26 protein-coding genes are annotated in these 26,796 nt (G+C 68.7%); 12 read left to right on the top strand and 14 right to left on the bottom strand.

What is annotated here, in order from left to right; translation table 11 throughout:
- Nucleotides 1–168: 168 nt before the first annotated feature.
- Entirely contained in the window at nt 169–1,146 is a 978-nt protein-coding gene (locus JW792_RS02675) for a class I SAM-dependent methyltransferase (RefSeq protein ID WP_135994204.1), read from the bottom strand.
- Nucleotides 1,147–1,270: 124 nt separating this feature from the next.
- Here JW792_RS02675 and JW792_RS02670 point away from each other — a divergent pair, with 124 nt between their 5' ends.
- Nucleotides 1,271–1,609, top strand: coding sequence for an antibiotic biosynthesis monooxygenase (locus tag JW792_RS02670; protein WP_135994205.1), 339 nt, complete (start codon nt 1,271–1,273; stop codon nt 1,607–1,609).
- A gap of 2 nt (nt 1,610–1,611) precedes the next feature.
- Here JW792_RS02670 and JW792_RS02665 read toward each other — a convergent pair whose 3' ends face one another.
- The 8 genes from JW792_RS02665 to fabD all read right to left on the bottom strand — a co-directional run bounded on the left by JW792_RS02665 (nt 1,612) and on the right by fabD (nt 9,677).
- Nucleotides 1,612–3,570 carry a S9 family peptidase gene (locus JW792_RS02665; protein ID WP_135994206.1) on the bottom strand — a complete coding sequence of 653 codons (1,959 nt, stop codon included), beginning with the start codon at nt 3,568–3,570 and terminating at the stop codon, nt 1,612–1,614.
- 70 nt (nt 3,571–3,640) lie between these two features.
- Nucleotides 3,641–4,300, bottom strand: coding sequence for a guanylate kinase (gene gmk / locus JW792_RS02660; protein ID WP_135994207.1), 660 nt, complete (start codon nt 4,298–4,300; stop codon nt 3,641–3,643).
- 4 nt (nt 4,301–4,304) lie between these two features.
- Nucleotides 4,305–5,189 (bottom strand): YicC/YloC family endoribonuclease, encoded by an 885-nt coding sequence (locus JW792_RS02655; protein WP_135994208.1) that lies wholly within the window; start codon nt 5,187–5,189, stop codon nt 4,305–4,307.
- A complete protein-coding gene (gene mltG / locus JW792_RS02650; protein WP_241095038.1) occupies nt 5,189–6,175 on the bottom strand; it encodes an endolytic transglycosylase MltG in 987 nt (328 codons plus the stop codon). The genes JW792_RS02655 and mltG overlap by 1 nt, the downstream gene beginning before the upstream one ends.
- Before the next feature lie 76 nt (nt 6,176–6,251).
- On the bottom strand, nt 6,252–7,541 hold the full coding sequence (gene fabF, locus JW792_RS02645) for a beta-ketoacyl-ACP synthase II (protein WP_135994210.1): 1,290 nt from the start codon (nt 7,539–7,541) through the stop codon (nt 6,252–6,254).
- A gap of 12 nt (nt 7,542–7,553) precedes the next feature.
- A complete protein-coding gene (locus tag JW792_RS02640; RefSeq protein ID WP_135994211.1) occupies nt 7,554–7,793 on the bottom strand; it encodes an acyl carrier protein in 240 nt (79 codons plus the stop codon).
- Nucleotides 7,794–7,988: 195 nt separating this feature from the next.
- Nucleotides 7,989–8,726 (bottom strand): 3-oxoacyl-[acyl-carrier-protein] reductase, encoded by a 738-nt coding sequence (gene fabG, locus JW792_RS02635; protein WP_135994212.1) that lies wholly within the window; start codon nt 8,724–8,726, stop codon nt 7,989–7,991.
- A 6-nt stretch (nt 8,727–8,732) separates the two neighbouring features.
- Complete coding sequence (gene fabD / locus JW792_RS02630) at nt 8,733–9,677, bottom strand: ACP S-malonyltransferase (RefSeq protein ID WP_135994213.1); 945 nt, start codon at nt 9,675–9,677, stop codon at nt 8,733–8,735.
- A gap of 258 nt (nt 9,678–9,935) precedes the next feature.
- Between fabD and rpsF the strand changes: the two genes are divergently transcribed.
- From rpsF to JW792_RS02595, 7 genes are all read left to right on the top strand, one after another.
- The gene (gene rpsF / locus JW792_RS02625; RefSeq protein ID WP_135994214.1) at nt 9,936–10,286 is read left to right on the top strand and encodes a 30S ribosomal protein S6; all 351 of its coding nucleotides are present in this window, start codon (nt 9,936–9,938) and stop codon (nt 10,284–10,286) included.
- A gap of 23 nt (nt 10,287–10,309) precedes the next feature.
- Complete coding sequence (gene rpsR, locus JW792_RS02620) at nt 10,310–10,555, top strand: 30S ribosomal protein S18 (RefSeq protein WP_420871262.1); 246 nt, start codon at nt 10,310–10,312, stop codon at nt 10,553–10,555.
- A gap of 12 nt (nt 10,556–10,567) precedes the next feature.
- The gene (rplI, locus tag JW792_RS02615) at nt 10,568–11,200 is read left to right on the top strand and encodes a 50S ribosomal protein L9 (protein WP_135994216.1); all 633 of its coding nucleotides are present in this window, start codon (nt 10,568–10,570) and stop codon (nt 11,198–11,200) included.
- Nucleotides 11,201–11,464: 264 nt separating this feature from the next.
- A complete protein-coding gene (locus JW792_RS02610; RefSeq protein ID WP_135994217.1) occupies nt 11,465–12,952 on the top strand; it encodes a replicative DNA helicase in 1,488 nt (495 codons plus the stop codon).
- A gap of 82 nt (nt 12,953–13,034) precedes the next feature.
- Nucleotides 13,035–14,039, top strand: a complete 1,005-nt coding sequence (gene alr / locus JW792_RS02605) for an alanine racemase (protein WP_241095037.1) — start codon at nt 13,035–13,037, stop codon at nt 14,037–14,039.
- Nucleotides 14,036–14,812 carry an MlaE family ABC transporter permease gene (locus tag JW792_RS02600; RefSeq protein WP_135994219.1) on the top strand — a complete coding sequence of 259 codons (777 nt, stop codon included), beginning with the start codon at nt 14,036–14,038 and terminating at the stop codon, nt 14,810–14,812. The genes alr and JW792_RS02600 overlap by 4 nt, the downstream gene beginning before the upstream one ends.
- 6 nt (nt 14,813–14,818) lie before the next feature.
- On the top strand, nt 14,819–15,571 hold the full coding sequence (locus tag JW792_RS02595; RefSeq protein ID WP_135994220.1) for an ABC transporter ATP-binding protein: 753 nt from the start codon (nt 14,819–14,821) through the stop codon (nt 15,569–15,571).
- Nucleotides 15,572–15,878: 307 nt separating this feature from the next.
- On the opposite strand, the gene JW792_RS02590 is transcribed toward JW792_RS02595, so the two are convergent.
- The gene (locus JW792_RS02590) at nt 15,879–16,829 is read right to left on the bottom strand and encodes a methyltransferase domain-containing protein (protein WP_135994221.1); all 951 of its coding nucleotides are present in this window, start codon (nt 16,827–16,829) and stop codon (nt 15,879–15,881) included.
- Nucleotides 16,830–17,084: 255 nt separating this feature from the next.
- Between JW792_RS02590 and JW792_RS02585 the strand changes: the two genes are divergently transcribed.
- A complete protein-coding gene (locus tag JW792_RS02585; protein ID WP_135994222.1) occupies nt 17,085–19,244 on the top strand; it encodes a TonB-dependent siderophore receptor in 2,160 nt (719 codons plus the stop codon).
- Nucleotides 19,238–20,488, top strand: coding sequence for a PepSY-associated TM helix domain-containing protein (locus JW792_RS02580; protein ID WP_158291499.1), 1,251 nt, complete (start codon nt 19,238–19,240; stop codon nt 20,486–20,488). The genes JW792_RS02585 and JW792_RS02580 overlap by 7 nt, the downstream gene beginning before the upstream one ends.
- Here JW792_RS02580 and JW792_RS02575 read toward each other — a convergent pair.
- The 3 genes from JW792_RS02575 to JW792_RS02565 all read right to left on the bottom strand — a co-directional run bounded on the left by JW792_RS02575 (nt 20,485) and on the right by JW792_RS02565 (nt 24,041).
- A complete protein-coding gene (locus JW792_RS02575) occupies nt 20,485–21,498 on the bottom strand; it encodes a fumarylacetoacetate hydrolase family protein (RefSeq protein WP_135994224.1) in 1,014 nt (337 codons plus the stop codon). The two genes, JW792_RS02580 and JW792_RS02575, sit on opposite strands and share 4 nt — an antisense overlap.
- Nucleotides 21,499–21,656: 158 nt before the next feature.
- Nucleotides 21,657–22,292, bottom strand: coding sequence for a glutathione S-transferase family protein (locus JW792_RS02570; protein WP_135994225.1), 636 nt, complete (start codon nt 22,290–22,292; stop codon nt 21,657–21,659).
- 12 nt (nt 22,293–22,304) lie between these two features.
- On the bottom strand, nt 22,305–24,041 hold the full coding sequence (locus tag JW792_RS02565) for an amidase (protein WP_135994226.1): 1,737 nt from the start codon (nt 24,039–24,041) through the stop codon (nt 22,305–22,307).
- Between the two features lie 190 nt (nt 24,042–24,231).
- On the opposite strand from JW792_RS02565, the gene JW792_RS02560 reads away from it, so the two are divergent.
- Both JW792_RS02560 and JW792_RS02555 read left to right on the top strand, forming a co-directional pair.
- On the top strand, nt 24,232–25,209 hold the full coding sequence (locus tag JW792_RS02560) for a hypothetical protein (protein ID WP_135994227.1): 978 nt from the start codon (nt 24,232–24,234) through the stop codon (nt 25,207–25,209).
- A 71-nt stretch (nt 25,210–25,280) separates the two neighbouring features.
- Nucleotides 25,281–26,066 carry a hypothetical protein gene (locus JW792_RS02555; RefSeq protein WP_135994228.1) on the top strand — a complete coding sequence of 262 codons (786 nt, stop codon included), beginning with the start codon at nt 25,281–25,283 and terminating at the stop codon, nt 26,064–26,066.
- A gap of 101 nt (nt 26,067–26,167) precedes the next feature.
- Here the strand turns inward: JW792_RS02555 and JW792_RS02550 are convergent, their stop codons facing one another.
- The gene (locus tag JW792_RS02550; protein WP_135994229.1) at nt 26,168–26,767 is read right to left on the bottom strand and encodes an FMN-dependent NADH-azoreductase; all 600 of its coding nucleotides are present in this window, start codon (nt 26,765–26,767) and stop codon (nt 26,168–26,170) included.
- Between the last annotated feature and the right edge of the window lie 29 nt (nt 26,768–26,796).

Raw genomic sequence — 26,796 nt, 5'->3', positions numbered from 1 at the left:
AGCGGCGCAACCGCTCTCGGAAACACCGCTCCCCGCCGAAAGGCGCGGGCGGCAGTCTCCGATCCCTGGCTCCCGGCCTTCATCGGGAAACGAAGGCAGGAAGCGCTGGCAAGAAAAAGGGCGCCGTCGCGGCGACGGCGCCCCTTCTCGCAAGCGGATCGGTTCAGATCACTCCGGCTTCCTGAACCGCAGCGTCATGCGGTCGCTCTCCCCGATCGAGCGGGACGGAGCGACGTCCTCGTCCTCGGTGTCGCCGGCATTGCTCGGCGGCAGGCCCCACACGCCCTGCTCCCAGTCGGCGGTGTCGGCCGGGTTGGCGTTGATCTCGCTGGTTTCCTCCAGCACGAAGCCGGCCTGCTCGAAGGCGGCGATCACGTCGGACTGTTTCAGATACCCGCGCGAGCCGGTGGTCATGTCCGCGGCCATGTCTTCCGGCGCGCGGTGCTGGACGACGCCGACGATGCCGCCGGGGCGCAGAAAATCGTACACCTCGGCGAGCGCTTCCTGCATGTAGGCCGGGTCGAACCGGTTCAGGTGGTGCAGCGCGCGGATGAACAGGACCGCATCGGCCTCGCCGTTCTCCTCGTCGGGAATCGCGTCGAGCATGTAGGCGTCGATCGCCTCGGTGGTGGCGGGGCCGTGCGCGGCGAGCGCTTCCGGCGCCGTCTCCGGCCAGGCGCGGATCTGGGCCTGGGTTTCCTCGGTCCAGCGCTCGCCGTAGAGGCGCTCGAACACCGCCTCCTGGTAATTCAGCGCCACATACCGGCCTTCCGCGGCGACATAGGGCAGGATCACCCGGGTGTACCAGCCCCCGCCCGGCAGCGCCTCGGCGACGGTCATGTCCGGCTGCAGGCCGAAGAAGGCGATCGTCTCCATCGGGTTGCGGAACTCGTCGCGGGCCCGGTCGGCCTCGCGGCGTTCGTGCTCGATGATGTCGACGAGCTGCGCGCCGGCGAGCAGCGCGCCGATGGCGTCGGCATCCGCCTCGGCCATCGCGGTCTCGTCGGAGGCGGCGCCCTCGGCCGGAGCGGCCTCCTGCATGGTTCCGGTCTCGTGGGTCCCGGTCTCGGCCGCCTCATCCTCAGCCTGCGGCAAGCAGGCGGCAAGCAGGGCAGCGGCGGCCGCGGACAGCATCAGACGCGTCATGTTAGTCCTCCCTCGGATCTGGTTCGGGGACTCATACACCATGAGGTGCGGATTCGCACGGTTTCGGGCCCGATCACGAAAACTTTATAATCGGACGACGACTTCGCAGAACAGGGAGAGTGCCATGCTGCCCCCGGGAGCCCGCATCGCCCGTGTCTGGCGTGGATGGACCACGCCCGAGCGCGCCGGCGACTACCAGGCCATCGTCCAGGGCGAGGTCCTGCCGGCCATCTTCAACCGCGCGATTGCCGGCCTGCTCGGCGCCCACCTGATGCGGGCGGAGGCGCGCGGCGGCGAGGTCGAGTTCTCGACGATCATGTGGTTCGAGAGCCTCGAGGCGATCAAGGCCTTCGTCGGCGAGGACTACGAGCAGTCCCACGTGCCCGAACGCGCCCGCGCGGTCCTGAAACGTTTCGAGGCCCGCGCGAGGCATTTCGAGGTGCTGGACTTCTTCCCGGCCTGAGCCTACTCGGCCGCCGCCTCCGGCGCGTCCCCTCGCAGATACCGGTCGAGGAAGGCGACATAGGCGTTCGAGGCAGTGATGCGGTTTTCCCGCCTCAGGAAGCCGTGGCCCTCGTCGGGAAAGATCACGTACTCGACCGGCACGCCATTGGCGCGCACGGCCTCGACGAGTTCGTCGCTCTCCACCTGCAGCACGCGCGGATCGTTGGCGCCCTGCACCACGAGCAGCGGCTTGACGATGTTCTGCGCGTGGAAGAGCGGAGAGATCGCGCGGTGGCGTTCCTCGTCGGTCGCCGGATCGCCCATCTCGTCGTAGAGCGCCTCGCGGAAGGCCTCCCACCAGGGCGGGATGGACTGCAGCGTGCGCACCCAGTTGGTCACGCCGAAGATGTTGATGCCGACATCGAAGGCTTCCGGGTGGAAGGCGAGCGCGGCCGCGGTGATGTAGCCGCCATAGGAGCCGCCGATCACGCCGACCGCGTCGTCGCGCACCCAGTCCTGGGCCCGCAGGTAGTCGCCCGCGGCGACGATGTCGCGCAGATCCTCCTCGCCATGGCGCCGGTCGTCCATGTGGAAGAAGGTCTTGCCGTAGCCCGAGCTGCCGCGGTTGTTCGCCGCATAGACGGCATAGCCATTGTTGACCAGGTGCTGGATCATGGCGCTGTAGCCCGCCCGGCTCTGCCCGCCGGGTCCGCCATGGACAAGCACGAGCGCGGGCACCGGATTGTCGGCGCTCGCCCCGTGCGGACGGTACAGGATGCCGGGGATTTCCAGCCCGTCGAAGCTCTCGAAACGCACGACCTGCGCCTCGACGAGGTCTTCCGGATCGAGCGCGGGGTTGAGCGCCTCGGTCAGCTGGCGGTGCTCGCCCGATCTCAGATCCACCCAGTGCACGTTCGCCGGCGCGGTCGAGGAGGTGACGAGGAAAGCCACCTGCGTCTCGGCCGGGTTGAAGCGCACCGAGGCGAGATCGCCCGCCGGCACGCTCGCGGGCAGGAGCAGCTCCCCGCCGGTCTCCTCGTCGAGGATCGACACGTCGGTGAAGCCGTCGGCGTTGAGCGCGCTCACCCGGTAGCGGCCCGAAGGCGAGTAGGCGACGTACATCACGTCCCACTCCGCCTCGATCAGCGGGGCCTGCTCGCCCGTCTCGATGTCGTAGCGCCAGGCCTGGTTCCATTCGCCGTGCTCGTCGGTGGCGTAGACCAGGGCCTCACTGTCGGGCGTGAAGGTGTAGACGCCGTAGGCGATATTGCCCTCGTGGGCCGTGATGAGCCGGGGCGTCCTGTCCTCGCTCGACAGGTCGACGAGCAGGATGTCGCTGTCGGCCGAGGTGCGCGGACGCTCCAGCGCCAGCCAGCGCCCGTCCGGACTGATCGCGGCCGGGGCGAGCGCGTCGGCGTTCTCGAACACGAGCGCGCGTTCGTAATCGTCCGCGTCGTACACATAGAGGTCGAAGGCGGCCGGATCGCGCTCGTTCGTGGTGATCCAGAACTGCGCCCCGTCCGCCGACCAGCCCGAGAAGCTCGCCTTCACGTTTTCCCCGGGTGTCAGATCGGTCAGCGTGCCGTCGAGCTCGCGGACATAGACGTGATTGAGCTCGTTGCCGCCCTCGTCCATCGTCACCAGCGCCCGGCCGTCGGCCGGAAACCAGCTCACCGCGAACACCGCGTTGTCGGTGGACTGCGTCAGCGCCTCGCGCGTGCCGGTTTCCGGATCGAGCCGGTAAGCGTTGAACACGCCGGTCTCGTCGGAGGAAATCAGCAGCTGGCCGGTATCGGCGGAGAAGGCATGTCCACCCGCCCCGGCGAGCGAGAAGGAGGTGGTGTTGAAGAACACCTCTGCGGAGTGGCGCCCGGAGCCCGCGTCCTGCGTCCCCGCCCCGTCCTGCGGCGGTGCCTCGCAGCCCACGAGCCAAGCAGTGACGAGACCGAGTCCCAGAACCGATGCAAACTTTCGAGCCATGCTGTCCTCCCCGACGGCTGTTCGGGCCGGACGCTAGCACGGCGGCGGGCGAAGTCGAGCGGGAAGCGCCCTACTCCTCCTTCATCAATTCCTCGACGAAGCCTTCCAGCCAGGGATGGCGGACGCGTTTGAGGCGCTCGGCGTGGAGGATTTCGGAGAGCTTTTCCAGCGCGCGGGAGAAGTCGTCGTTGAGCACGACATAGTCGTACTCGTTCCAGTGCTCGATCTCGCTCTTGGCGCGGTTCATGCGCGACTTGATGATGTCGTCTGAATCCTGCTTGCGCTTCTTCAGGCGGTCGCGCAGCAGCGCCAGCGAGGGCGGCAGGATGAAGACGCGCACCACGTCGTCGGGGGCTTCCTTGGCGAGCGAGCGAGCGCCCTGCCAGTCGATGTCGAAGACCACGTCGCGACCCTCGTCGAGCGCCTCCTCGATCGGGGCTTTCGGCGTGCCGTAGTAATGGTCGAAGACCTTGGCCCACTCGAAGAACTCGCCGGCGGCGATCTTCTCCTCGAATTCCTTCGGGGTCATGAAGTAGTAGTCCTGGCCCTCGACCTCGCCGGGACGCGGCGCGCGCGTCGTCGCCGAGATCGACAGGACGAGATCGGGATTGAGCGAGATCAGGCGCTTGGACAGCGTGGTCTTGCCTGCCCCGGAGGGGCTCGACAGCACCAGCATGAGGCCGCGCCGGCGGCCGCGGAAGACCGGGCCTGAAAGTCCGTCACCGCTCATCGGCTCACTCCACGTTCTGGACCTGCTCGCGCACCTGGTCGATCGCGGCCTTCAGGGCAAGGCCGAGATCGGTCAGCTCGCGATCGGCCGACTTCGAGCATAGCGTATTGGCTTCGCGATTGAATTCCTGGGACAGGAAATCGAGCTTGCGGCCCACCGGCGAGCCTTCGCCGATGAGGCTCCTGGCGCTCTCGACATGGGCGGCGAGCCGGTCGAGTTCCTCGCGCACGTCGGCGCGCACGGCGAGCGCGGCGGCTTCCTGGACCAGCCGGTCCTCGTCCAGGCCCTGGGGCAGGAGTTCGTCGAACTTCGCCTTGATGCGGTCGCGGATCGCGCCCGGCTGGGTCGCGGCGTGACCGGCGGCACGCGCGCGCAGACGCTCGATCTCCTCCACGTGGGCGAGCAGCAGCGCCTTCAGCGAGGCCCCCTCCTCGCGGCGCGCGGCCTCGAGGCCGTCGAGCGCCTCGTCCACCGCGGCGAGCACGAGGGCGTCGATCGCGGCGAGCCGCTCTTCGTCCGGGTCGGTCTCCTCGGTGACGATGACGCCCTTCAGCGCCAGGAGGCCGTCGACGCGCGGCTTCTCGGCAAGCCCGCGCTCGACGAGATCGCGGCCGGCCTCGGCGAGGGCGAGAAGGCGCTCGCGGTCGATGTGCAGGCTCGACGCGCCTTCCGGCTCGGCAAAGACGACATTGAGGCTGACCGAGCCGCGCGAGAAGCGGGCCTTGACCCGGTTGCGGACCTCGCTCTCCAGCCGGTCGAGCCCGGGAGCGAGCCGCAGGCGCAGGTCGAGCCCCTTGCCGTTGACCGAACGTGCCTCGACGCTGGCCGTGCCGGTGTCGTCCGAGCGTTCGGCCCGGCCGAAGCCGGTCATGCCCGACAGCTGGCCCATCACCGGCCTCCCCGCTGGCGCTCGATGCGCCGCCAGGCGGCCACGTTGCGATTGTGCTGGGCGAGGGTCTCGGCGAAGACATGCCCGCCCGTCCCGTCGGCGACGAAATAGAGATAGTCGCTCTCCGGCGGGTTCAGCACCGCGCGGATGGAAGCCTCGCCGGGATTGGCGATCGGGGTCGGGGGAAGCCCGTCGATCTGGTAGGTGTTGTAGCCGCCGGCCAGGCTCTCCAGCTCGGAGCGTCGGATGCCGCGTCCGAGCGGCTCGCCCTGCGTCAGGCCGTAGATGATCGTCGGGTCGCTCTGCAGGCGCATGCCGCGGCGCATCCGGTTGACGAAGACCGAGGCGACCAGCGGGCGCTCCTCGGCCACGCCCGTCTCCTTCTCCACGATCGAGGCGAGGATGATCGCCTCCTCCACCGTGTCGAAGGGCAGGTCGGGATCGCGCTGCGGCCAGAGTTCGGCGAGCAGCCGGTCCTGCGCATCGGCCATGCGCTCGATCACGTCCCGGCGCGGCGTGCCGCGCGGGACCATGTAGGTCTCCGGCAGGAGCGAGCCCTCGGGCGGGACCGGGCCGGTCTCCCCGGTCAGCATCGGGTGAGCCTCGACCAGGCGCACGATCATCGCGCTCGTCAGCCCCTCGGCGGCGGTCACGGGGTACTGGATCGTCTCGCCTTCCAGGAGGATCCGGTAGATCGTCTCCATCGAGGCGGCCTCGGGAATCGCGTACTCGCCCGCGCGCAGATCGCCCTCGCCCCCCTCGAGCGAAACCATGGCGCGGAACACGAAGGCATCGGAGATGAGGCCTTCGCGCTCGAGCGTGTTCGCGATGCGGATGAGGCCGGAGCCCGGCTCGATCATGACCGTTTCATCGGGCCCGGCCGGACCGGGCTCGGTGAACTCGCGCTCGAGCCAGTAATACCCGCCGGCAACCACGCCGGCGGCCGCGACGAGCAGTAACGCGAACCCGGCGGCCAGCCACAGCACGGGTCGCGCGCCTCCGGAGCGGGCCGTCTCCGTCTCCGGTTCGCGTCTTTTCGCACTCATCGCTGTCCCGCCGCGATCAGTCGGCCCGCCTGAAGACGACCGAGGCATTGGTGCCGCCGAAGCCGAACGAGTTCGACAGGGCGATATCGACCGTCTTCTTCACCGCCTTCTTGGCGGCGAGATTGATCGGGGTCTCCACCGACGGATTGTCGAGATTGAGCGTCGGCGGGCAGACGCCGTCGCGCATGGCGAGGATGGAGAAGATCGCCTCCACCGCGCCGGCCGCACCTAGCAGGTGGCCGATCGCCGACTTGGTCGAACTCATCACCAGGTCCTGCGCGCCCTCGCCGAACAGGCGCTCGACCGCGCGAAGCTCGATCTCGTCGCCCTTCGGCGTCGAGGTGCCGTGGGCGTTGACGTAGTCGACATCCTTGCCCGACAGGCCGGCATTGCCGAGCGCCATCTTCATCGACCGGTAGCCGCCATCGCCGTCCTCGGCAGGGGCGGTGATGTGATAGGCGTCTCCCGAGAGGCCGTAGCCCGCGACCTCGGCATAGATGGTCGCGCCGCGCGCTCTGGCGGACTCGTAGTCTTCCAGGATCACGACGCCCGCGCCCTCGCCCATGACGAAACCGTCGCGGTCCTTGTCGTAGGGTCGCGAGGCCGCCTTCGGATCGTCGTTGAAACCGGTCGAGAGCGCGCGGGCCGCGGCGAAACCGCCATAGCCCAGGCGCGTTATCGCGGCTTCCGCACCGCCTGCGACCATCATGTCGGCATCGCCGTAGGCGATGAGCCGGGCCGCGTCGCCGATCGCGTGAGCGCCGGTCGAGCAGGCCGTGACGACGGCGTGGTTGGGACCCTTGAGCCCATGCCGGATCGAAACCTGGCCGGAGGCGAGGTTGATCAGCATGGCCGGGATCACGAAGGGCGAGAGCTTGCGCGGCCCCCGCTCGTGCAGCGTGATCGAGGCCTCATAGATGGTCTGAAGACCGCCGATGCCCGATCCGATTAGGACGCCGGCGCGCTCCTTCGCGGCCTCGTCCTTCGCTTCCCATCCCGAATGCTTCAGCGCCTCGTCTGCCGCCGCGATCGCATAGAGAATGAACTCGTCGATGCGTTTCTGCTCGCGCGCCGGCAGCACCGCGTCGGGATCGAAGGACCCTTCCACGTCCGGCCCGCCGCCATTGCGGCCGTCCACGCGCGGAACGATACCCGCGATCTTGCAGGGCAGGTCCTCGACCTCGAAATGCTCGATGCGGGCCAGGCCCGACTGACCCTGGATCAGCCGGGACCATACGGTTTCAAGCCCGCACCCGAGCGGCGTGACCAGCCCGAGGCCAGTGACGACTACGCGGCGCTTCGACATGAGCGGATCCGATTAGTCTTTCTTCTCGGAGATGAACTTCACCGCGTCGCCGACGGTCTGGATGTGCTCGGCCGCGTCGTCGGGAATTTCGATGTCGAACTCTTCCTCGAACGCCATCACCAGCTCGACATTGTCGAGGGAGTCCGCGCCGAGATCGTCGATGAAGGACGCGTTCTCGGTGACCTTGTCCTCTTCGACATCGAGATGCTCGACGACAATTTTCTTAACCCGGGAAAGAACGTCGTTAGACATGGGCAAACCCTTCCAAAAGCATATGTGCGGCAACCCTTTTGGCCGCTCCAGGGACAATCAGGGGACGGGCCGCGAAAGCGCTTTCCGAACCCCGGGGTAGCGGGCTGATAACACGGCTTTTTCGCCGATGCCAGCAGCCCGAAGCTATGCGCGGCCGCTCGTGGTGCGTCTTCGGCACCCGAGTCGGCCAAGGCGTCAGATCATGGCCATGCCGCCATTCACGTGCAATGTCTGACCTGTCACGTAACCGGCCTCTTCGCTGGCGAGATACACACAGGCTGCGGCGATGTCCTTGCCCGAGCCGAGTTCGCCGGCCGGAATCTTCTGCAGAATCGCCTGCTTCTGCTCGTCGGTCAGCGCATCGGTCATCGGCGAGGCGATGAAGCCGGGCGCGACGCAATTGGCCGTTACGCCGCGCGAGGCGATCTCCTGGGCGAGCGCCTTGGTGAAGCCAATCATGCCGGCCTTGGAGGCGGCGTAGTTCGCCTGGCCCGGATTGCCGGTGACGCCGACCACCGAGGTAATCCCGATGATGCGGCCCCAGCGCGCCTTCATCATGCCGCGCATCGAGGCCTTGCACAGGCGGTAATGGGCCTCGAGATTGACCTTGATCACGGTGTGCCAGTCCTCGTCCTTCATGCGCATCAGCAGCTGGTCGCGCGTGATGCCGGCATTGGACACGAGGATGTCGAGCCCGCCGAGCGCCTCGGAAGCCTGCTTCGGGAGCGCATCGACCGCATCGGAGTCGGAGAGGTCGCACGGCGTCACCGCGACGCGCTCGCCCAGCTCGGCGGCCAGATCCTCGAGCTTTTCCTTGCGCGTGCCGGAGATCGCCACCTGGGCGCCCTGCGCGTGCAGGGCCCGGGCGATCTCGCCGCCGAGCCCGCCGGTCGCGCCGGTGACCAGCGCCTTCTTTCCAGACAGATCGAACATGTAAGCCTATCCCTTGATCTCTTTCGCGAAGGCCTCGAGGTCCTCCGGCGTGTTGAGCGCAGTCCCGCTCGCGTCCTTGATCGTGCGCTTGAGCATGGTGGTGAGCACCTTGCCCGCGCCGCACTCCACGAAGCGGTCGATGCCGCCATCGGCCATCCACAGAACGCTCTCCCGCCAGCGCACGCGGCCGGTCACCTGTTCCACGAGCTGGGCCTGGATGAGATTGGGATCCTCGATCGCCTCGGCCGAAACGTTGGTGACGACCGGCACTTTCGGCTGGCGGATCTCGGTGCGGCGCAGGGCCTCGGCCATGGCCTCGGCGGCCGGCTGCATCAGGGCGCAATGGAAGGGCGCGGAGACGGGGAGCATCATCGCCTTCTTCAGCCCCTCCGCCTGGGCGGCCGCCATCGCGGCCTCCACCGCGGGCTTCTCCCCGGAGATCACGATCTGGCCGGGCGCATTGTCGTTGGCGATGCCCACCACGCCGTGCTCGGCGCCGGCCTTGACCGCGCGCTCGGCGAGGTCCTCGTCGGCGCCGAGGAGCGCGGCCATCGCACCCCTGCCGACGGGGACCGCCTGCTGCATCGCCTGGCCGCGCAGCTTCAGGAGCCGGGCCGCATCGTCGAGCGAGAGCGCGCCGGCCGCGGCCAGCGCCGAGTACTCGCCCAGCGAGTGGCCGGCCACGTATTTCGCCGCGATGACGGAAATCCCGAACTCGGCCTCCAGCGCCGCCATCACGGCGAGCGAGTTGGCCATCAGGGCCGGCTGGGCATTCTCGGTCAGGGTGAGGGTCTCCGAGGGGCCCTCCCACATGATCGCGGAGAGTTTCTGGCCGAGCGCGTCGTCGACCGCCTCGAACACCGCGCGGGCCGACGCGAACGCGTCGGCGAGCTCCCTGCCCATCCCGACGGCCTGACTGCCCTGTCCCGGAAAGGTAAACGCGAGCACCATGGGCGGCGTCCTCCTCAGCTGTCCTCGAAACCTGGAGCGCGTCGATAGACCGCGGCGGGGCGCGCTGGCAAGTCCGATGCCCAACCTCCCTTGCCTGGTTTTCCTTCTTCCCTTATATCCCGCGCCTTCACCGGTTTGCGGTCCGTCGGTCACGAGCCCTGTCGCGTGGTGCGCCAGGGCGGCTGACGGAGCCATCGCGGACGGTCCGGCCCTTCGGACCCGATGCGCCGCAGGCCAGAGAACAGAAGGGTCATATCAATGGCTTACTACGAACACGTGTTCGTGGCCCGCCCGGACATTTCTCCGGCGCAGGCCGAAAGCCTCATCGAGGACATCAAAACCCTCGTCGAGGAAAAGGGCGGCAAGGTCGGCAAGACCGAGTACTGGGGTCTGCGCACCCTCGCCTACCGCATCAACAAGAACCGCAAGGGCCATTACGGCTATATCGACATGGAAGCCGGCAACGAGGTCCTCGAGGCCCTCGACTACCGCCAGCGCTATGCCGACGACGTCATGCGTCACATGACGGTCAAGGTCGACGAGCTCTCCGACGAGCCCAGCGCCATCCTGAAAAAGGGTGACGACCGCAAGCGCAAGCCGCGCACGTAAGGGAGACCAGAACCATGGCTGACATGTCGATTTCCAACGTCCCCGCCCGCCGCGCCTTCACGCGCCGCCGCAAGGTCTGCCCGTTCTCCGGCGAAGATGCGCCGAAGATCGACTACAAGGACATCAAGCTGCTGCAGCGCTACATGTCCGAGCGCGGCAAGATCGTGCCCTCGCGTATCACCGCGGTGTCCCAGAAGAAGCAGCGTGAACTCGCCCGCGCGATCAAGCGCGCCCGCTTCCTGGGCCTGCTGCCCTACGCCGTCGAGTAAGGAGCCAGACACATGCAAGTCGTTCTCATCGAACGTGTCGACAAGCTCGGCGCCATCGGCGACGTGGTGGACGTGCGTCCGGGCTATGCCCGCAACTTCCTCCTGCCCCAGCAGAAGGCCCTGCGCGCGACGCCGGCCAACATGGCCCGCTTCGAGCGCGAGCGCGAGCTGCTGGAAAAGCGCAACGAAGAGCGCGCCGCCAAGGCCCGCGAGGAAGGCGCTCATCTGGACGGTGCGTCCTTCACCCTGATCCGTCAGGCTTCCGAGAGCGGCCAGCTCTACGGTTCGGTGTCCACCCGCGACATCGCCGAGGCGGCCTCCACCGAGGAGTTCACGGTCACGCGCGGCATGGTCGACCTCAACACCGCGATCAAGACGCTGGGCGTGCACGAGGTTCGCCTCGTCCTGCACCCCGACGTCGACGTCACGGTGAAGATCAACGTCGCACGCACCCCGGAAGAAGCCGAGCGCCAGGCCCGCGGCGAGGACGTCATCGCGTCCGCCGCCGAGGAGGACCGCGCGCTCGCCGAAGCCCAGGCCGCCCAGCTCTTCGAGGAAGGCGCCGAGCCGGAGGAATTCACCTCCGACGAGGAGTCCGAAGCCGAAGGCGAGACGGCCGAAGGCGAAGGCGAGGAGAAGGCGTAAGCCTTTTCTCCGCTGCCGACAGACAAGCGGGCGGCCGGGTTTCCGGCCGCCCGTTTTCCTTTGGGCGTCGAGCGCGTCGCGGATCATGCGATCGAGATCACGCATCGCCCCTCCTCGGGGTAGCGGACGGGATTCCTGGAAAGAGAGTGCAGCGGATCGCGGAATCGGTTCAGTCTGCCTTGAAGTTTTCCACAGCCGTGATGTTTCTGTGGAAGGCCGTCCGCCGCGGTGGCGAGGCGCGGCCGGCACGGCTATGAAGACCGGATGACTGCCGAAACCCTCACCCACGATGCCGAGACCGGACGCGAGGACAGCCACGCGCCGCCGCACAATATCGAGGCGGAGCAGGCCTTCCTGGGCGCCCTGCTCTACGACAACGACATCTACCACCGCGTGGCCGACTGGCTGCGCGCGGAGCATTTCTACGATCCGGTCCACGGCCGCATCTACGAGGCGGCGAGCAGGCTGATCTCGAACGGCCAGCTCGCCGACGCGGTGGTGCTGAAGAACCGCTTCGAGCGCGACGAGGGCCTGAAGGAGATCGGCGGGGCGGTCTATCTCGCCGACCTGATGCGCGAGGCGCCCGACCCGGCCTCGGCGCCGGAATACGCCCGCCTGGTCTACGACCTCGCCCTCAGGCGCGCGCTGATCACGATCGGTTCGGAGATCACCAAGACGGCGATGGATGCCGGGGTCGAGCAGGAGGCCAAGAACCTCATCGAGACCGCCGAGCGTTCGCTCTTCCGCCTCGCCGAGAGCGGGGCCGCGAGCAAGGGCTTCATGCCGTTTGCCCAGGCGCTCGGGGATTCGGTCGCCATGGCCGAGGCCGCCTACAAGCGCGGCGGCGGGCTTTCGGGAATCTCCACCGGCCTGAGAACCCTCGACGCCAAGCTCGGCGGACTCCATCCCTCCGACCTGCTCATCCTCGCCGGGCGGCCCTCCATGGGCAAGACGGCGCTCGCGACCAACATCGCCTTCTCGGTCGCGCGCAATTACAAGGCCGAGGAACAGCCCGACGGCACCCGCAAGACCGTGGACGGCGGCGTGGTCGGCTTCTTCTCGCTGGAAATGAGCGCCGAACAGCTCGCGACCCGCCTGATCGCCGATTACACCGGCATATCCGGCTATCACATCCGCCAGGGCCGGATCGACGCGGCCCAGTACGAGGATATCCGTGACGCGGTCGAGCAGATCCAGGACTGCCCGCTCTTCATCGACGATACCGGCGGCATCTCGATCGGCGCCCTCGCCGCGCGCGCGCGCCGCCTCAAGCGCATGCACGGCCTCGATCTCATCGTGATCGACTATCTCCAGCTCATCACCACCTCGAGTTCGCGTTCGGACAGCCGGGTGCAGGAGGTATCCGAGATCACCCAGGCGCTGAAGGCGCTCGCCAAGGAACTCGACGTGCCGGTCATCGCGCTGTCCCAGCTCTCGCGCCAGGTCGAGCAGCGCGACGACAAGAAGCCGCAGCTGTCGGACCTGCGCGAATCCGGCTCCATCGAGCAGGATGCCGACGCGGTTCTCTTCGTTTACCGGGAGGCCTATTATCTCGAACGCCTCGAGCCCAAGGAGGGCACCGAGGAGCACCTGAAGTGGGAAGACGAGATGCGCGAGATCCGCAACAAGGCGGAGGTGATCATCGGCAAGCAGCGCCACGGCCCGATCGGTTCGGTCAAGGTGGCCTTCGATCCCGAGCGCACCAAGTTCTCCGACCTCGAAGACACCGGCCGGTACGAAAATTACGACTGATCCCTCCTCCCTGGCGTCTCCCGTCCCGCGCCTGGTCGTCGACCTGGATGCGCTGGCGCGCAATTACGCCGCCCTGAAGGACATGGCCGGCCCCGCCGCGATCGGCGCGGTGGTCAAGGCCGACGCCTACGGGCTCGGCGCCGGTCCGGTCGCACGGCGGCTCGCGCGCGAGGGCTGCCGCTCCTTCTTCGTCGCCACCGCCCTCGAAGGCCGCGAGCTGCGCCGCGCGCTCGGCAGCACCGAGGCGGAAATCTTCGTCTTCCATGGCTTCTGGCCGGGCGAGGCCGGGCTGCTGAAGCGCGAGGGCCTCGTCCCCGTCATCAACACGCTGGACCAGCTCGACGCCTTCGAGGCGGAAGGCGGCGGACCTCTCGCCCTGCATTTCGACACCGGCATGAACCGGCTCGGCCTGTCGCGCGAGGAGACCGAGGCCCTGCTCGCCGATCCCGCCCGCCTCGACCGGCTCGACATCACCCTGGCGCTGAGCCATCTGGCCTCCTCCGAAGACGCACGCTCGCAGAAGAACTCCGACCAGCTGGCGCGCTTCCGGGCCATCGCCGCGGCACTCTCCGGCCGCAGGCTGAGCCTTGCCAATACCGGCGGCGTGCTGCTCGGGCGCGATTACCACTTCGATCTCGTGCGTCCCGGCATCGGGCTTTACGGGCTGCATCCGGCCGGCACGGACGGCGGCCCCTTCGAGCCGGTCGCCTCGATCGAGGCCCCGGTGCTGCAGCTGCGCACGATGGCCCCGGGCGAGACGATCGGATACGGCGCGACCTATACGGCGAGGACGCCGCGCAGGACCGCGACCGTGGCGCTGGGCTATGCCGACGGGCTGATGCGCGCAGTCGGCAATGGCGGCTCCGCCCGCATCGGGGACGAGACGGCCCCCCTGCTCGGCCGGGTCTCGATGGATCTCGCCGCGATCGACGTGACCGACCTGCAGACGCCGCTGCGCCCCGGCGACCGGGTGCGGTTTCTCGGTCACGACCTGGCGCAAAGCGCGCGCACGGCGGGCACGATCGGCTATGAACTCCTCGTCCGTCTTGGCAGCCGTCTGGAGCGCGTTTACGTAAGCGCGTCATGAGCATGCCGAACCCCTTTCGCGCCGTGGGCCAGGGAACGCTCTCGCTCCTGAGGAGCGCGGGCGCGATCACCCTGTTCGCCCTGCAGGCGGTGTGGGCGATGCTGCGCCCGCCCTTCTTCGTCGGCCAGCTCCTCTCCCAGATCTGGAAGATCGGCTTCCTCTCCCTGCCCGTGGTGGGACTGACCGCCCTGTTCACCGGCGGGGCGCTCGCGCTCAACATCTATACCGGCGGCACCCGCTTCAACGCGGAGAGCTTCGTGCCGAACATCGTCGCGCTCGGCATCGTGCGCGAGCTCGGCCCCGTCATCGCCGCGCTGATGCTCGCGGGCCGCGTCTCGGCGGGCATCGCGGCTGAGATCGGCGCCATGCGCGCCACCGAGCAGATCGACGCGCTGCATACCCTGTCCACCGACCCGATGCGCTATCTCATCGCCCCGCGCGTGCTCGCCGGGGTGATCGTGCTGCCCCTGCTCGTCGCGGTCGCCGACGTCATCGGCGTGCTCGGCGGCTTCCTGGTGTCGACGACGACGCTGGGCTTCGACGGCTCGATCTATGTCCAGAACACGGTGGACATGCTGCAGCGCTGGGACGTGGTCTCCGGCCTCATCAAGGCTGCCGTGTTCGGCTTCCTGCTGACCGTCATGGGGTGTTTCCACGGCTATTTCGCCGCCGGCGGGGCGCAAGGGGTCGGCCGGGCGACGACGAATGCGGTGGTCAGCGCGGCGGTGGTGATCTTCGCGGCGAACTTCCTGCTCACCTCCTGGTTCGTGTGAGGGGTCATGGCCAAGGACGACGTCAAGATCGCCTGGAAGAAGGTCACCAAGCGCTTCGGTGACAACCTGGTGCTCGACGGGCTCGACCTCGTCGCCTACCAGGGCCGCTCCCTGGTGGTCATCGGCGGCTCGGGCTCGGGCAAGTCGGTGACGATCAAGCTCGCCCTGGGACTGCTGAGGCCCGACGGGGGCTGTGTCGAGATTGACGGCCGCAAGGTCGCCTACGGCAAGGAGGACGATCCCGGCGTCGCCCAGATCGGCATGCTGTTCCAGTCCGGCGCCCTGTTCGATTCCCTGCCCGTCTGGGAAAACGTCGCCTTCCGCCTGCTGCATGCCGAACGCATGGACAAGGACGAGGCGCGCGCGCGCGCGATCGAGGCGCTCGAGCAGGTCGATCTGGACGCCGACGTCGCGGCCAAGCGCCCGGCGGAACTCTCCGGCGGCATGCAGCGCCGCGTCGCGCTGGCTCGCGCGGTCGTGGCCAAGCCCGCCATCCTGTTCTTCGACGAGCCCACGACCGGCCTCGACCCCGTCACCGCCGACCTCATCAACCAGCTGATCGTCAAGCAGGTGAAGACGCTGGGCGCCACCGCGGTCTCCATCACCCACGACATGGCCTCGATGCGCACCATTGCCGACGAGGTCGCCTACCTGAAGGACGGCAAGATCAGGTGGCGCGGCGATCTCGACGGAGTCGACGCCTGCGAACACCCCGAGGTGTGCGACTTCGTCGCCGGTCGCTACTCGCGAGAGGTGTGAGAGTCGGCTCCGAGAGTCCGGGCCGGAATCGACTCCTACTACGACGACTGCCGTCCTCCCGCTGCGCCGCCCTGCCGCGAACATCAAGAAGATGATGAAGAGGACGTGCGCCAAGGGCGGACTCCGGGCAGAGAGGCCCGAGAGTCTAGCCGGGTTGCGGGTGGAGCGGACAAGTCTTCGTCGATCGTGCGCGTTAGCGCGGCTCGGCCTGTTCCCCACAACATGAGTCGTCCCGGCCAAGCGCGCCAGCGCGCCGCGCCGGGATCTCGCACAGGAACGAGACTGGTCTTGCCGGGGGAATCTCCCCCTACACCGCCGCCATCGCCTCGCCGTCGCCTTCGCGGTCGTGGCGCAGCGCCGGGGCACTTGCCACCACGCACAGCGAGGCGATGTCGGCGCCGCGGTCCTGGCGCACGACGCAGTCGGCGATCTCGACCTGCGCAAATCCCGCCGCGGCGAGGAGGTCTGCGAGATAGGCGCGCGAGTGGGCGAAACGGCGGCTTTCCTGCAGGGTGACGGGCCCCTCGCCGTCTTCCACGGTGAAGGCGAGAAGTCCGCCTTCGCCAAGCGATCCCGCGCACCAGGCGATGACGCGTTCGAGCGCGCCGAGATAGGCGAACACGTCGGCGGCGACGATGAGGTCGTAACGCTCCGCACCGAGGTCCAGCGAGGCGATGTCGGCCTTCTCCAGCCGGTCGTAGATCCCCTTGGCGCGGGCCTGGCGCAGCATCTCGCCGGAGAGGTCGAGACCCTCCAGCCGGGTGCAGAGCGGGCGCAGCACCTCGCCCATCAGCCCGGTGCCGCAGCCGAGATCGAGCGCGCGCTGCGCGCGGGTGAAGCCGCCCGCCTGCAGGCGTTCCAGGATCAGGGCCGGGCCGCGATAGGCGAGCTTGTCCACGAGCGAGCGCTCGAACCGCGGCGCGTACTGGTCGAACAGGAGTTCGACGAAGGCGGGCGGCATGGATTCGGCGAGCGGCATGCCGCGGGCAAGGTCGCGCTTCAGCCCGGCGCCCAGCGCATCTGACGGGTCGGCCTCGACCGCCCGGGCGAAGTCGTCCGCCGCCGCGCCCGCCTCTCCGGCCCGCTCGCGATACTCGCCGAGCCGGTACCAGCCCGCCGCCCAGCCGGGCACGCGCTCCATCGCGCCGGACAGCACCTCGATCGCGCCGGCGAGATCGCCGGCTTCGGCCAGGGCCTCGGCGAAGGACGCACGCCGGTCCGCCACCGGATCGGGGCAGGTGAAGGGCTTTCCACCCATCGTCTGATCTTTCGAAGGGCCCGCTCATTGGCTTTCGCCACGCGGCGGACGGGGACGCTGCGCACGGGCGAAATGGCCGGCGCATCGGGCGCGCATTTGATCGCGGCGCGGTGCGTTGTCAATGGGCGTCAAGGGAGCGGGCTGCCGCCCCGGCTGCGGCAAAGGCGGATGAGCTCCGTTCTGCAATTGACATCCATTCGCATTTTTGGTTCTTGCAAGCCATTCTCAGTCGCAAGCCTTGTGGGGTCCAAAGACATGAAGCCGTTCCTGACCGGTACCGCCCTCGCGGTTCTCGCCTTCGCCCTTCCCGCCGCGCCGGCCGTCGCCCAGACCGGCCAGGAGGCCGGGCAGGCCGTCGATGCCACCGACACGCCCGAGGACGTGGTCATCGTCACCGGCCGGGCGCGTCAGCTCTACCGCGTCGAGGAGATCGGCGGCTCGAAGCTGCCGGTGATCCCGCTGCTGTCCACACAGACCATCCAGGTCATCAACGAGCAGCTGATCGAGGACCAGGGCGCGCGCGACGCGCAGGACCTCTACCGCAACTTCTCCGGGGTGAGCTTCTTCTCCTACGCCGGGGTGACGGCGCGCGGCTTCCGCCAGGAGGAGATCTTCTTCGACGGGCTGCGCGGCGATCCCTATGCCGGCTTCTCCGTGCCGCAGCTGTTCAATGTCGACCGCGTCGAGTTCCTGAAGGGCCCGACCGGCATGCTCTACGGTCCCGGCGCGCCGGGCGGGCTGTTCAACTACGTCACCAAGAAGCCCGGCGACGACGAGGAGTACACGATCGCGAGCGCGGTGGCGGGCACCGAGGCGCGCTACGGCGCGTCCTTCGAGACCGAACGCCCCCTCATCGAGCGCGTCTCCGCGCGCGCCGGGGTGTTCTTCGAGGACCGCAACCTGCCGCGCAACAACGCCACGAACACCAGCGAGATCTATGATGGCGGCATCGCCTTCGATCTCGGCAAGGGCGATCTCGTCCTGCAGGCGACGCGCTACGAGCAGGATCTCGGCGCCAACCGCCTGCGCGGCGTGCCGGTGGACGATTTCGGCCGCTTCATCGCCGACCGGCGCTGGAACCACAACGAGGCGAGCGATTTCCTGCGCCTTGAATCCAGCGTCATCCAGCTGACCGGCGATTACGAGCTCACCTCCGGCCTCGTCGTCGATGGGGGCCTGCGCTGGAACGAGGGCGAGGAAGTCCAGAACTATCACGAGCCGCGCGGCCTGTTCGACTCCGACGGCGACGGAGCGGTCGACAGCTCGATCCGCGAATTCCGCGACCAGCTGCGCACCGGGGAGAGCTGGTCCTTCGGCGCGAACGCCATCTGGTCGAGGGATTTCGGCCCGGTGGAGAACCGGGTGCTCGCCGGCCTCGACTGGTTCACCATCGAGAGCGACTTCACCGGCTTCTCCCTGCGCGGGCGCACCACGCCGACGCCGGGCCTGCCGACGCCCCTGAGCCTGTTCGATCCGCAATACGGCGTGACCGACGTGGCGAACTACGCCCTGCCCCCGCGCGACCAGTACCGCACCTTCGCCAGCGAGCAGGAGCGCCACGGCCTCTACCTCCTGAACGAGGCAACGATCGGGGATTTCATCGGCGTTCTCGGCGTGCGCCAGGACCGCTTCGAGGACACCGACCTGGTTTCCGGCGACAGCTTCGAGGACGAGGCGACCACCTGGCGGGCCGGCGTGGTCTACCGGGCGCGCGAGGACGTGTCGCTGTTCGTGAACTGGGCCGAGAGTTTCGAGCCGCAGGACATCGGCGCGCAGGACCCGCTCGCGGGCGGGCCGTTCGATCCGAGCGCGGGCGAGATCTGGGAGGCCGGCGTGCGCACCGCGCTGATGAACGGGCGCATCCAGTCCTCCGCCTCGATCTACCAGATCATCCGCTCCAACGTGCTGCAGGCCGACCCGCGCGGCGATGTGGGCAATGACGGGGTGAACGACTTCGTCTCCTTCGGCGAGGTCACGAGCGAAGGCTTCGAGGCCGACATCACCGCCGACATCACGCCGAACTGGGTGGGCACCGCGTCCTATGCCTACAACGACACCGTCATCACCGGCGATGCGGGCACGGGCGGGATTTCCAACCGTGTCGGCGACAGGTTCGCCAACGCGCCGGAACACACGTTCGGCTTCTGGACCCGCTACCAGTTCCCGCAGTTCAATACCGCGGTCGCGTTCGGCGGGGACTATGTCGACGTGCGCCAGTCGCTGAGCGGCCAGAAGGTGCGGCCCTACGTGGTCTTCGACGCCTCGCTGATCTACGAGGTCGAGGACTGGCGCGCGCTCGTGCGCATCGACAACGTGTTCGACGAGACATACGCGGTCTCCGGCTTCATCAGCCGCACCGGGCACTTCCCGGGCGAGCCGCGCTCGATCTTCCTGGAGCTGACGCGCACGTGGTAGACGCGATCCGATCCGGCCCGCAGACCCGTCCTGCGGCCAGGGCGAAGGCGAAGAAGAAGACGCGTTCGCTCTGGTGGCAGGTCCACCAGTGGGCCGGATTGCAGATCTCGCTCTTCCTGAGCTTCGTCTTCGTCACCGGCACGCTGGCCGTCCTCTCCTACGAGATGGACTGGCTGGCGCGCCCGGCGATGTGGGCTGCGCCGACGCCGGCGGAGGAGCGGGTGAGCTGGGGCCGCGTCGGCGCGGCGGTCGAGGATCATCTGCCGGGCGCGGAGATCCTCAATCTCTACGCCCCGCTCCATCCGGCCTCCACCTTCGACGTCATCGTCAGCCACGAGGGCGCGACGAAGCACGTCTATGTCCATCCGCGCACCGGCCAGGTGACCGGAACCGGGCCGTGGGCGGGCTTCCAGCGCTTCCTGCGCAACACCCACCGCCATCTCATGATCCCGGTGAAATGGGGCGTGTCGATCGTCTCGATCTCGGCGGTCTTCCTCCTGGTCTCGCTGGTCACCTCTTTCTGGGTCTACAAGAAATGGTGGCGCGGCTTCCTGCGCTGGCCCGAGGGGCGCACCGCGCGCGCGCTGACCGGCGACGTGCACCGCGTCATGGGCGTGTGGTCGATCTGGTTCATCGTGCTGATGATCGTCACGGGGCTGTGGTATTTCGTCGAGCAGTGGGGCGGCGCGGCCCCGGCGGCGAACGCGCCGCGCACCGAGATCGCCGGGGAGGCCCCGCAGGTCTTCGACCGGCCCGGCGATGCGCTCGACGCCGGCATCGCGGCGCTTCGCGATCAGATCCCCGGCTACCGCGTGGACACCGTGCGCTGGCTGCCCGGCGGGCAGCCGGTCTTCGAGGTGCACGGCACCACGGACCGCGCCATCCTGGTGCGCCCGCGCGCCAACGCGGCCTGGATCGACGCGCGCACCGGCGCGCTGCTGGAAACCGTCGATCCCTCAACGCTGAGCGTTCACACCCGCATCGCCGAGGCCGCCGACCCGCTGCATTTCGGGACGTTCGGGGGATACTGGACGAAGACGCTCTGGTTCGTGTTCGGCGCCGGCCTGAGCGCGCTGTCGCTCACGGGCGTCGCGATCTATGCCCTCAGGATCGCCAAGGCGGGCCGCGAGGAACCGGGCTGGGGCTCCGGCCTCATGCGCGCCTGGCGCGCCATGGGACCGGCGCGCTGGCCGGCCCTGGCGCTGTGCCTGTTACCCTTCGTGATGGCGCCGTTCGTGCTTTAGCGCGCGTAACGCACCACTTCCTGCTCGATCGCGCCGAAGATGGACTTGCCGTCCTTGTCCAGCATCTCGATGCGGATCGTGTCGCCCGGCGTCATGAAGGGCGTCTTCGGCTTGCCCTCCTTTATCGTCTCGATCATGCGGATCTCGGCGATGCAGGAATAGCCCTTGCCGCCTTCGCTGACCGGCCGGCCCGGTCCGCCATCCTGCTTGTTGGAGATCGTGCCCGAACCGATGATCGAGCCGGCCGTCAGCGGGCGCGTCTTCGCGGCATGGGAGACCAGACGCGGGAAGTCGAACGTCATGTCGACATGGCACTCGGGCTCGCCGAAGAGCTTCGCGTTGAGCGTGGAGCGCAGCGGCAGGGCCACCTTGTGCCCGTCCCAGGCCTCGCCAAGCTCGTCCGGCGTCACGGCGACCGGCGAGAAGGCGCTGGGCGGCTTGGACTGGAAGAAGCCGAAGCCCTTGGCGAGCTCGCCCGGGATCAGGCCGCGCAGCGAGACGTCGTTGACCAGCATGAGAAGGCGGATCTTCGACTTCGCCTCCTCCGGGGAGAGACCCTGCGGCCCGTCGCCGGTGATCACCGCGACCTCGCCCTCGAAATCACAGCCCCAGCTGTCGTCGGCAAGCGGAATGGGATCGCGGGGCGCCAGGAAGGCGTCCGAGCCGCCCTGGTACATCAGCGGGTCTTCCCAGAAGCTCTCCGGCATCTCGGCGCCGCGGGCCTTCCTGACCAGTTCGACGTGATTGACGTAGGCCGAGCCGTCCGCCCACTGGAAGGCGCGCGGCAGCGGGGAGAGCGCATCGTGCTCGTGGAAGCGCTCGCGCGGGATCGCCTCGCGCATCAGCTCGTCGGCGAGCGAGCGCAGGGCCGGCTCGGCGCGCTCCCAGTCGTCGAGCGCGGCCTGCAGGGTCGGCGCGACATGGGCCGCGTCCGCGCACCAGGCGAGGTCCTTGCTCACCACCACCAGGCGCCCGTCGCGCGTTCCGTTCTTGAGCGATGCGAGTTTCATGAGGCTTCCCTTGTCGGTCTCAGATCTGGCGCTGGTTTAGGCGCGCCGTGGGGTGAGTTCAACATCGCCGGCACCTGGAAGGCTCCCGGCGCCGCCAGCAGGAAGAGGAGGAGGGCGGCGTCGAGGAGGAGGACGAGGAGCCGTCCGAGCCCCCTCATCTAGACCTGCCCGCTCGGCCTCGCCCGGATCGCCTCGCGCCAGGTGGCGAGGTTGGTCTGCCCCTCCCCGGGCTGCAGCTTCACCCAGCCGGCGAACTCCACGAAGACGAAGCCGGCGATGTCGGCGACGGAGAACGTGTCCCCGCCGAGCCAGGGTGTTTCGGCCAGGCGTGCGTCCATCGCCTCGAAGAAGCGCGTCGCGCGCGCGCGGCCGCGCTCGGCCAGTTCGGGGATCTGCGGGGTGGGATCGGGGCCGGGCAGCGCGCGGTCCTTCATCGCCTTGGAGGTGTTGCGCAGCACCTCCATGATCGCCGAGAGCCCCTCGAACTCGACGCGCCAGAGCCATTCGGCGACGAAGGCCTTCTCCACCGGCGTCGTGCCCATCAAAGGCGGGTCGGGATAGACCTCCTCGAGCCAGCGCGCGATCGAGGCATTGTCGGTCAGGATCGTGCCGTCATCGAGCTTCAGCGCCGGCACGGTGCAGCGCGGATTGATGGCGCGGTATTCGCCGGAGAACTGCTCGCCGCTCCTGAGGTCGACCTCCACGACCTCGTGGGGGACGCGCTTCTCGGCGAGCACCATGCGCGCGCGGCGCGGGCTGGGAGCGGTGGAGCAGTCGTAGAAGGTCAGGGTCATGACGCGTTCTCCCTACGCGAACAATGCCGGACGGCGTTCGGCGACGCCGAGCCGGTCCTCGAGGGCGCGGCCGAGGGCGAGGATGTTTCCTTCCTCGAACAGGGGCGCCCACAGGCTGGTGGCCATCGGAACGGTGAACATCTGCCCGCTCTCGTCGGCAGGCGCGCCGAAGATGGTGCGCGTCGGGCGCTCGACGAAGCCGGACCGGAAGGCGAGCTGGGGCTGGCCGGTATAGTTGGTGATCAGCAGCATGGCATCGGAGAAGTTCGGCCCGATCACGGCATCAAGGCCGGCGAACATCTCGTCCATCTGCACCATCACCTCGCGGCGGAAGCGGTCCACGTTGACGAGATCGACCGCGCTCGCAAAGCGCGCCCGGCGCCAGGTGTTCGGCCAGGCCTGCGGCTCCTGCCAGGTCAGCCGGTCGTCGAGATTCTGCAGGGTGAGTTCCTCGAACGCCGCCGCGGCCTCGGCCTCCAGCGTGGTCAGCAGGGTGTCGTAGGGCTTTTCGGGTATCCCGATCTCGACGAGCTCGACCCCGAGCGAGCGGGCGGCCTCCAGCGCGGCGCGGTCGGGCTCCTCGCCCTGTTCGAACCAGGCCGGGTCGTAGCCGACGCGCATGCCGGCGAGATCGCGCGAGAAGTCGGCCTCGAAGCCATGGGTGAAGGCGGAAGGATCGGCATCGTCCGCCCCGTTGATCGCGGCGAGAACGAAGGCGGCATCGGGCACCGAGCGCACCAGCGGCCCGATCTTGTCGAGGCTCCAGCACAGCGCCATCGCCCCGGTGCGCGGCACGCGCCCGAAGCTCGGCCGCAGGCCCGTCGCCCCGCAGCGGTGGGAGGGCGAGACGATCGAGCCCAGCGTCTCGGTCCCGATCGCGAAGGAGACCAGCCCGGCCGCGGTCGCCGAGGCCGAGCCGGCCGAGGAGCCGGAACTGCCCTCTTCGGGGTTGAACGGGTTGCGGGTGATGCCGTCATACCAGATGTCGCCATAGGCGATCGCGCCGGAGGTGGTCTTGCCCAGCAGGACCGCGCCGGCCTCCTGCAGGCGCCAGGCGACGGTCGCGGTCGTCTCGGCCACCCGGTCGCGATACACGCTCGCCCCCCAGGTGGAAGGGTAGCCGGCCACGTCGATGATGTCCTTCAGCCCGTACGGGACGCCGTGCAGCGGCCCCCTCACCCGGCCGGCGGCACGCTCGCGGTCCATCGCGGCGGCCTGCTCGCGCGCGAGATCGGCGGTGACGGTGACGAAGCATTCCAGCGTCCCGGCGTGGGCCGCGATCCGGGAGAGATAGATCTCGGTCAGCTCCGCGCTGGTCAGCGCGCCTGATTCCATCCAGGCGGCCTGCTTCCACACCGGCGCGAAGGCGATGTCGGCGGGGTCGGACGGCCGCGGGCCGGCCTCGCGCGGCGCGTTCCTCACCCCGCCCGTCTGCGCACGATAGCTGCGGCCGGGCAGGCGCGGGTCGAAGACGAGCGCGGGAGAAAGCTCGTTCGGCTGCTCCATCGCCCGCAGGCGCTCGGCGCGCGCGACCCAGGCGTCGAGCCCCTCGATCATCATCTCGCGCTCGGCGGGGGTGTAGCTGACGCCGAGGACCGGCTCGGCGCATTGCAGGTTTTCCAGCGTGACCCGCTCCTGCGCCCCGGCCCGGCCCGCGACGGCGATCCCCGCCGCCCCGCCGGCCATCAGGCCGAGAAGACCCCGGCGGGTCGCACCGGAGCCGGGTTTCGTCGGCTCGTGTTCGCTCATTCGATCCCTCCCTGATCCGGCCGGTCGGCCGGCTTTCCGGTTCAGCCTAAGGCGCCGGGCGCCAGACGCAATCGGATCGAATGAAACCAAAATTCTTCAAATCGCCACATTGCGGCCCTGATGCTGGCTCCGACTGGCCTCATGGTTAACCCTGCGTTAATGTTTCAAGAACCGGAGGGGGGCCTCCCTGATGCGTGATCAAGCGATCGAGACCTCGGACCGGCCGGAATCGAACTATCTGTTCGATCAGCTGCGCGGCGAGGGCAAGGTGAGCGAGAAGACCGAGCGCAAGGCGCACTCGATGCAGGACCGGCTGACCATGGCCTACTACAAGGCCGCGTCGGACTTCGATGCCTATCTCGAGTTCCGCCAGGCCAAGAAGATCCGGCGCGCGGCGCAGTATCCCGACAGCCACATCATGCACTTCTCCATCCTCGCCGGGCTCGTCCTGTTCGAGGGGCTGGCCAATGCCTACTTCTTCTCCAAGGGCTCCGACCTGGGGCTGCTGGGCGGCTGGATCCAGGCGATCACCGTGGCCTTCACCAACGTCATCGCCGCCTTCTTCCTGATCGGCTTCCTGTCGATCCGCGGCCTGACCAACCCGAAGCGGCCCTACACCTTCGTCGCGGCCCTCGTCGGCCTGCCGCTCTCGGTCGCCGCGATCGCCTTCCTGAACTTCTCCGCCGCGCACTATCGCGACCTGCTCGAACTCAATGCCGCGACGCTGGCGCTCGGCGATGCGGACGTGACGGGGGAAATCCTCGCCCCGGTCAGCCGGGCGCTCACCTTCGCCCCGTTCGAGACGCTGGAGGCCCTGCTGCTCTTCGTGCTCGGCATCACGTTCGCCGCCATCGCCGCCTTCAAGGGCGCGACCTTCGACGATCCGGTGATCGGCTACGGCACGGTGCAGCGCCGGCTCGAGCGCTCGGCCGCGGAACTCGCCACGGTCCTCAAGCAGATGCCCTGGAATGCCGGCAGCGGGGATTCGGGCGGCACCCAGACCCTGGCCTATGCCCGCCAGACCAAGGCGCGCATCGACACCTTCTTCGCCAACCTCGTCGGCGAGGAGGACGAGACCGACATGGCGCGCATGCGCGGCGGGGAGTCCGGCTCGCGCCCGGCCGAGCGCCGGCACGACACCGCCCCGCCTCCGCCGCCCCCGCGGTGACAATCCCGGCGCCCCGAACCGTGTCCGGCACGGCGCGGGGCTAGGCTCACCGAGACACTGGCAGGACGCACATGCGCGGCAAGGACATCATCGGCATCTTCAACCTGATCGTGGTCGCCGGCGTGCTCGGGGCGATCAGCTATGCCGCGCTCGTGCTGCAGCCGGCCGAGTACGATCCCGACACGCTGTGCCTCGTCGGCGAGAAGCCGGCCCACACCGTGCTCGTCATCGACAAGACCGATCTCTACACGCCCGCCCAGACCGAGGCGATCCGCCAGCTCGTGCTCCAGGCGCGCGACCGCCTCGCCATCGGCCAGCGGCTCTCGCTCTACGAGCTCGACGCGCGCGGGGAGCTGGAGGAAACGCCCTTCTCGCTGTGCAATCCGGGCCGGGGCGAGCAGATCAACCCGCTCTACCGCAACCCGTCCCGGGTCGAGGCGCGCTACCAGGCCCTGTTCGAGGATCCGCTGCAGGACGTGCTCGCCGACCTCGTCGAGCCCAGGAACGCGCCGGCAAGCCCGATCATCGAGGCGCTCGCCCGGATCGCCCGCGAAGACGCCTTCGACGCGACCACGCCGGGCCGCGACATCATCCTCGTCTCCGACATGCTGCAGAACTCGGCCCTGTTCTCGGTCTACGGCGCCGCGCGCTACGACCTCGCCGGGCGCCTGCCCGATCCGCGTGACGTCGCCGCCCAGGTGGAACGCGAATTCGGTTACGGCCTGCGCGGCGTCGCGATCGAGATCCACCTCATTCCCCGCGAAGGCTGGGAAGGCCAGCAGGCCGGGATCATCCAGGCCTACTGGAGCGAGGTGTTCCGCCATCTCGGCATGCGCGACTACTGGAGCGCGGTGTAGGGCCTCCGCTCCGCCCCCTTCCCCTTGTGATGGGGAGGGGCCGGGCGAAGCCGGGACAGCTCCCCCAACAAGGGGGAGCAGGGGAAGCCAGGACCGCGGCCCTAAGCCGCCCTGCGCGCCGTCTCCACCTGCTCGCGCACCGCGTCCTGCTCGGCCTTGCTCCTGGAGCCCCAGCGCGCCGCGTCGATGACGCGCACGTCGGTGATGCCGACAAAGCCCAGCACGTGGCGGAGATAGGGCGTCGCGAAATCGATCTCGCTGTCCAGGGCCGTACCGCCGGAGGCCACGACCAGCCAGGCCGTCTTGCCCTTCAGCAGGCCTTCCGGTCCGTTCTCGGTATAGCGGAAGGTCACGCGGGCGCGGGCGATCTGGTCGATCCAGGCCTTCAGGGCCGAGGGAATCGCGAAATTGTAGATCGGCACGCCGATGACGATGTCGTCGGCCGCCTGCAGCTCGGCCACCAGGGCGTCCGAGCCGGCGAGCGCCTGCCTCTGCGCCTCGCTGCGCTGTTCGGCCGGGGTGAAGTTCGCCCCCACCCAGACTTCGTCGACCTGGGGCACGGGCGCGGCGGCGAGGTCGCGCACCGTCACCGTTCCGGCCTCTCCCGCGAGGCGCTGCGCGAGCACGCCGGACAGCTCCCGGCTCACCGAGCCGGTCTTGCGGGCGCTGGCATCCACTCTGAGGACATGTCTGCGGGTCATGGTGTCTTCTCCCTGTTGCGCTGCGTTGG

Source organism: Marinicauda algicola, assembly GCF_017161425.1.
GTDB lineage: Bacteria > Pseudomonadota > Alphaproteobacteria > Caulobacterales > Maricaulaceae > Marinicauda > Marinicauda algicola.
This window is presented reverse-complemented; position numbering and strand designations above follow the sequence as displayed.

Excerpts from the sequence above, each read along its gene's own strand:
- JW792_RS02575 (WP_135994224.1), bottom strand. The coding sequence starts at position 21,498 with ATGAAACTCGCATCGCTCAAGAACGGAACGCGCGACGGGCGCCTGGTG.
- JW792_RS02585 (WP_135994222.1), top strand. The coding sequence starts at position 17,085 with ATGAAGCCGTTCCTGACCGGTACCGCCCTCGCGGTTCTCGCCTTCGCC.
- JW792_RS02565 (WP_135994226.1), bottom strand. The coding sequence starts at position 24,041 with ATGAGCGAACACGAGCCGACGAAACCCGGCTCCGGTGCGACCCGCCGG.
- JW792_RS02610 (WP_135994217.1), top strand. The coding sequence starts at position 11,465 with ATGACTGCCGAAACCCTCACCCACGATGCCGAGACCGGACGCGAGGAC.
- JW792_RS02665 (WP_135994206.1), bottom strand. The coding sequence starts at position 3,570 with ATGGCTCGAAAGTTTGCATCGGTTCTGGGACTCGGTCTCGTCACTGCT.
- fabF (WP_135994210.1), bottom strand. The coding sequence starts at position 7,541 with ATGTCGAAGCGCCGCGTAGTCGTCACTGGCCTCGGGCTGGTCACGCCG.
- JW792_RS02655 (WP_135994208.1), bottom strand. The coding sequence starts at position 5,189 with ATGGGCCAGCTGTCGGGCATGACCGGCTTCGGCCGGGCCGAACGCTCG.
- rplI (WP_135994216.1), top strand. The coding sequence starts at position 10,568 with ATGCAAGTCGTTCTCATCGAACGTGTCGACAAGCTCGGCGCCATCGGC.
- JW792_RS02590 (WP_135994221.1), bottom strand. The coding sequence starts at position 16,829 with ATGGGTGGAAAGCCCTTCACCTGCCCCGATCCGGTGGCGGACCGGCGT.
- JW792_RS02670 (WP_135994205.1), top strand. The coding sequence starts at position 1,271 with ATGCTGCCCCCGGGAGCCCGCATCGCCCGTGTCTGGCGTGGATGGACC.
- alr (WP_241095037.1), top strand. The coding sequence starts at position 13,035 with ATGGCCGGCCCCGCCGCGATCGGCGCGGTGGTCAAGGCCGACGCCTAC.
- JW792_RS02640 (WP_135994211.1), bottom strand. The coding sequence starts at position 7,793 with ATGTCTAACGACGTTCTTTCCCGGGTTAAGAAAATTGTCGTCGAGCAT.
- JW792_RS02600 (WP_135994219.1), top strand. The coding sequence starts at position 14,036 with ATGAGCATGCCGAACCCCTTTCGCGCCGTGGGCCAGGGAACGCTCTCG.
- JW792_RS02555 (WP_135994228.1), top strand. The coding sequence starts at position 25,281 with ATGCGCGGCAAGGACATCATCGGCATCTTCAACCTGATCGTGGTCGCC.
- JW792_RS02595 (WP_135994220.1), top strand. The coding sequence starts at position 14,819 with ATGGCCAAGGACGACGTCAAGATCGCCTGGAAGAAGGTCACCAAGCGC.
- rpsF (WP_135994214.1), top strand. The coding sequence starts at position 9,936 with ATGGCTTACTACGAACACGTGTTCGTGGCCCGCCCGGACATTTCTCCG.
- fabD (WP_135994213.1), bottom strand. The coding sequence starts at position 9,677 with ATGGTGCTCGCGTTTACCTTTCCGGGACAGGGCAGTCAGGCCGTCGGG.
- gmk (WP_135994207.1), bottom strand. The coding sequence starts at position 4,300 with ATGAGCGGTGACGGACTTTCAGGCCCGGTCTTCCGCGGCCGCCGGCGC.
- JW792_RS02570 (WP_135994225.1), bottom strand. The coding sequence starts at position 22,292 with ATGACCCTGACCTTCTACGACTGCTCCACCGCTCCCAGCCCGCGCCGC.
- fabG (WP_135994212.1), bottom strand. The coding sequence starts at position 8,726 with ATGTTCGATCTGTCTGGAAAGAAGGCGCTGGTCACCGGCGCGACCGGC.
- JW792_RS02550 (WP_135994229.1), bottom strand. The coding sequence starts at position 26,767 with ATGACCCGCAGACATGTCCTCAGAGTGGATGCCAGCGCCCGCAAGACC.
- rpsR (WP_420871262.1), top strand. The coding sequence starts at position 10,310 with ATGTCGATTTCCAACGTCCCCGCCCGCCGCGCCTTCACGCGCCGCCGC.
- JW792_RS02560 (WP_135994227.1), top strand. The coding sequence starts at position 24,232 with ATGCGTGATCAAGCGATCGAGACCTCGGACCGGCCGGAATCGAACTAT.
- JW792_RS02675 (WP_135994204.1), bottom strand. The coding sequence starts at position 1,146 with ATGACGCGTCTGATGCTGTCCGCGGCCGCCGCTGCCCTGCTTGCCGCC.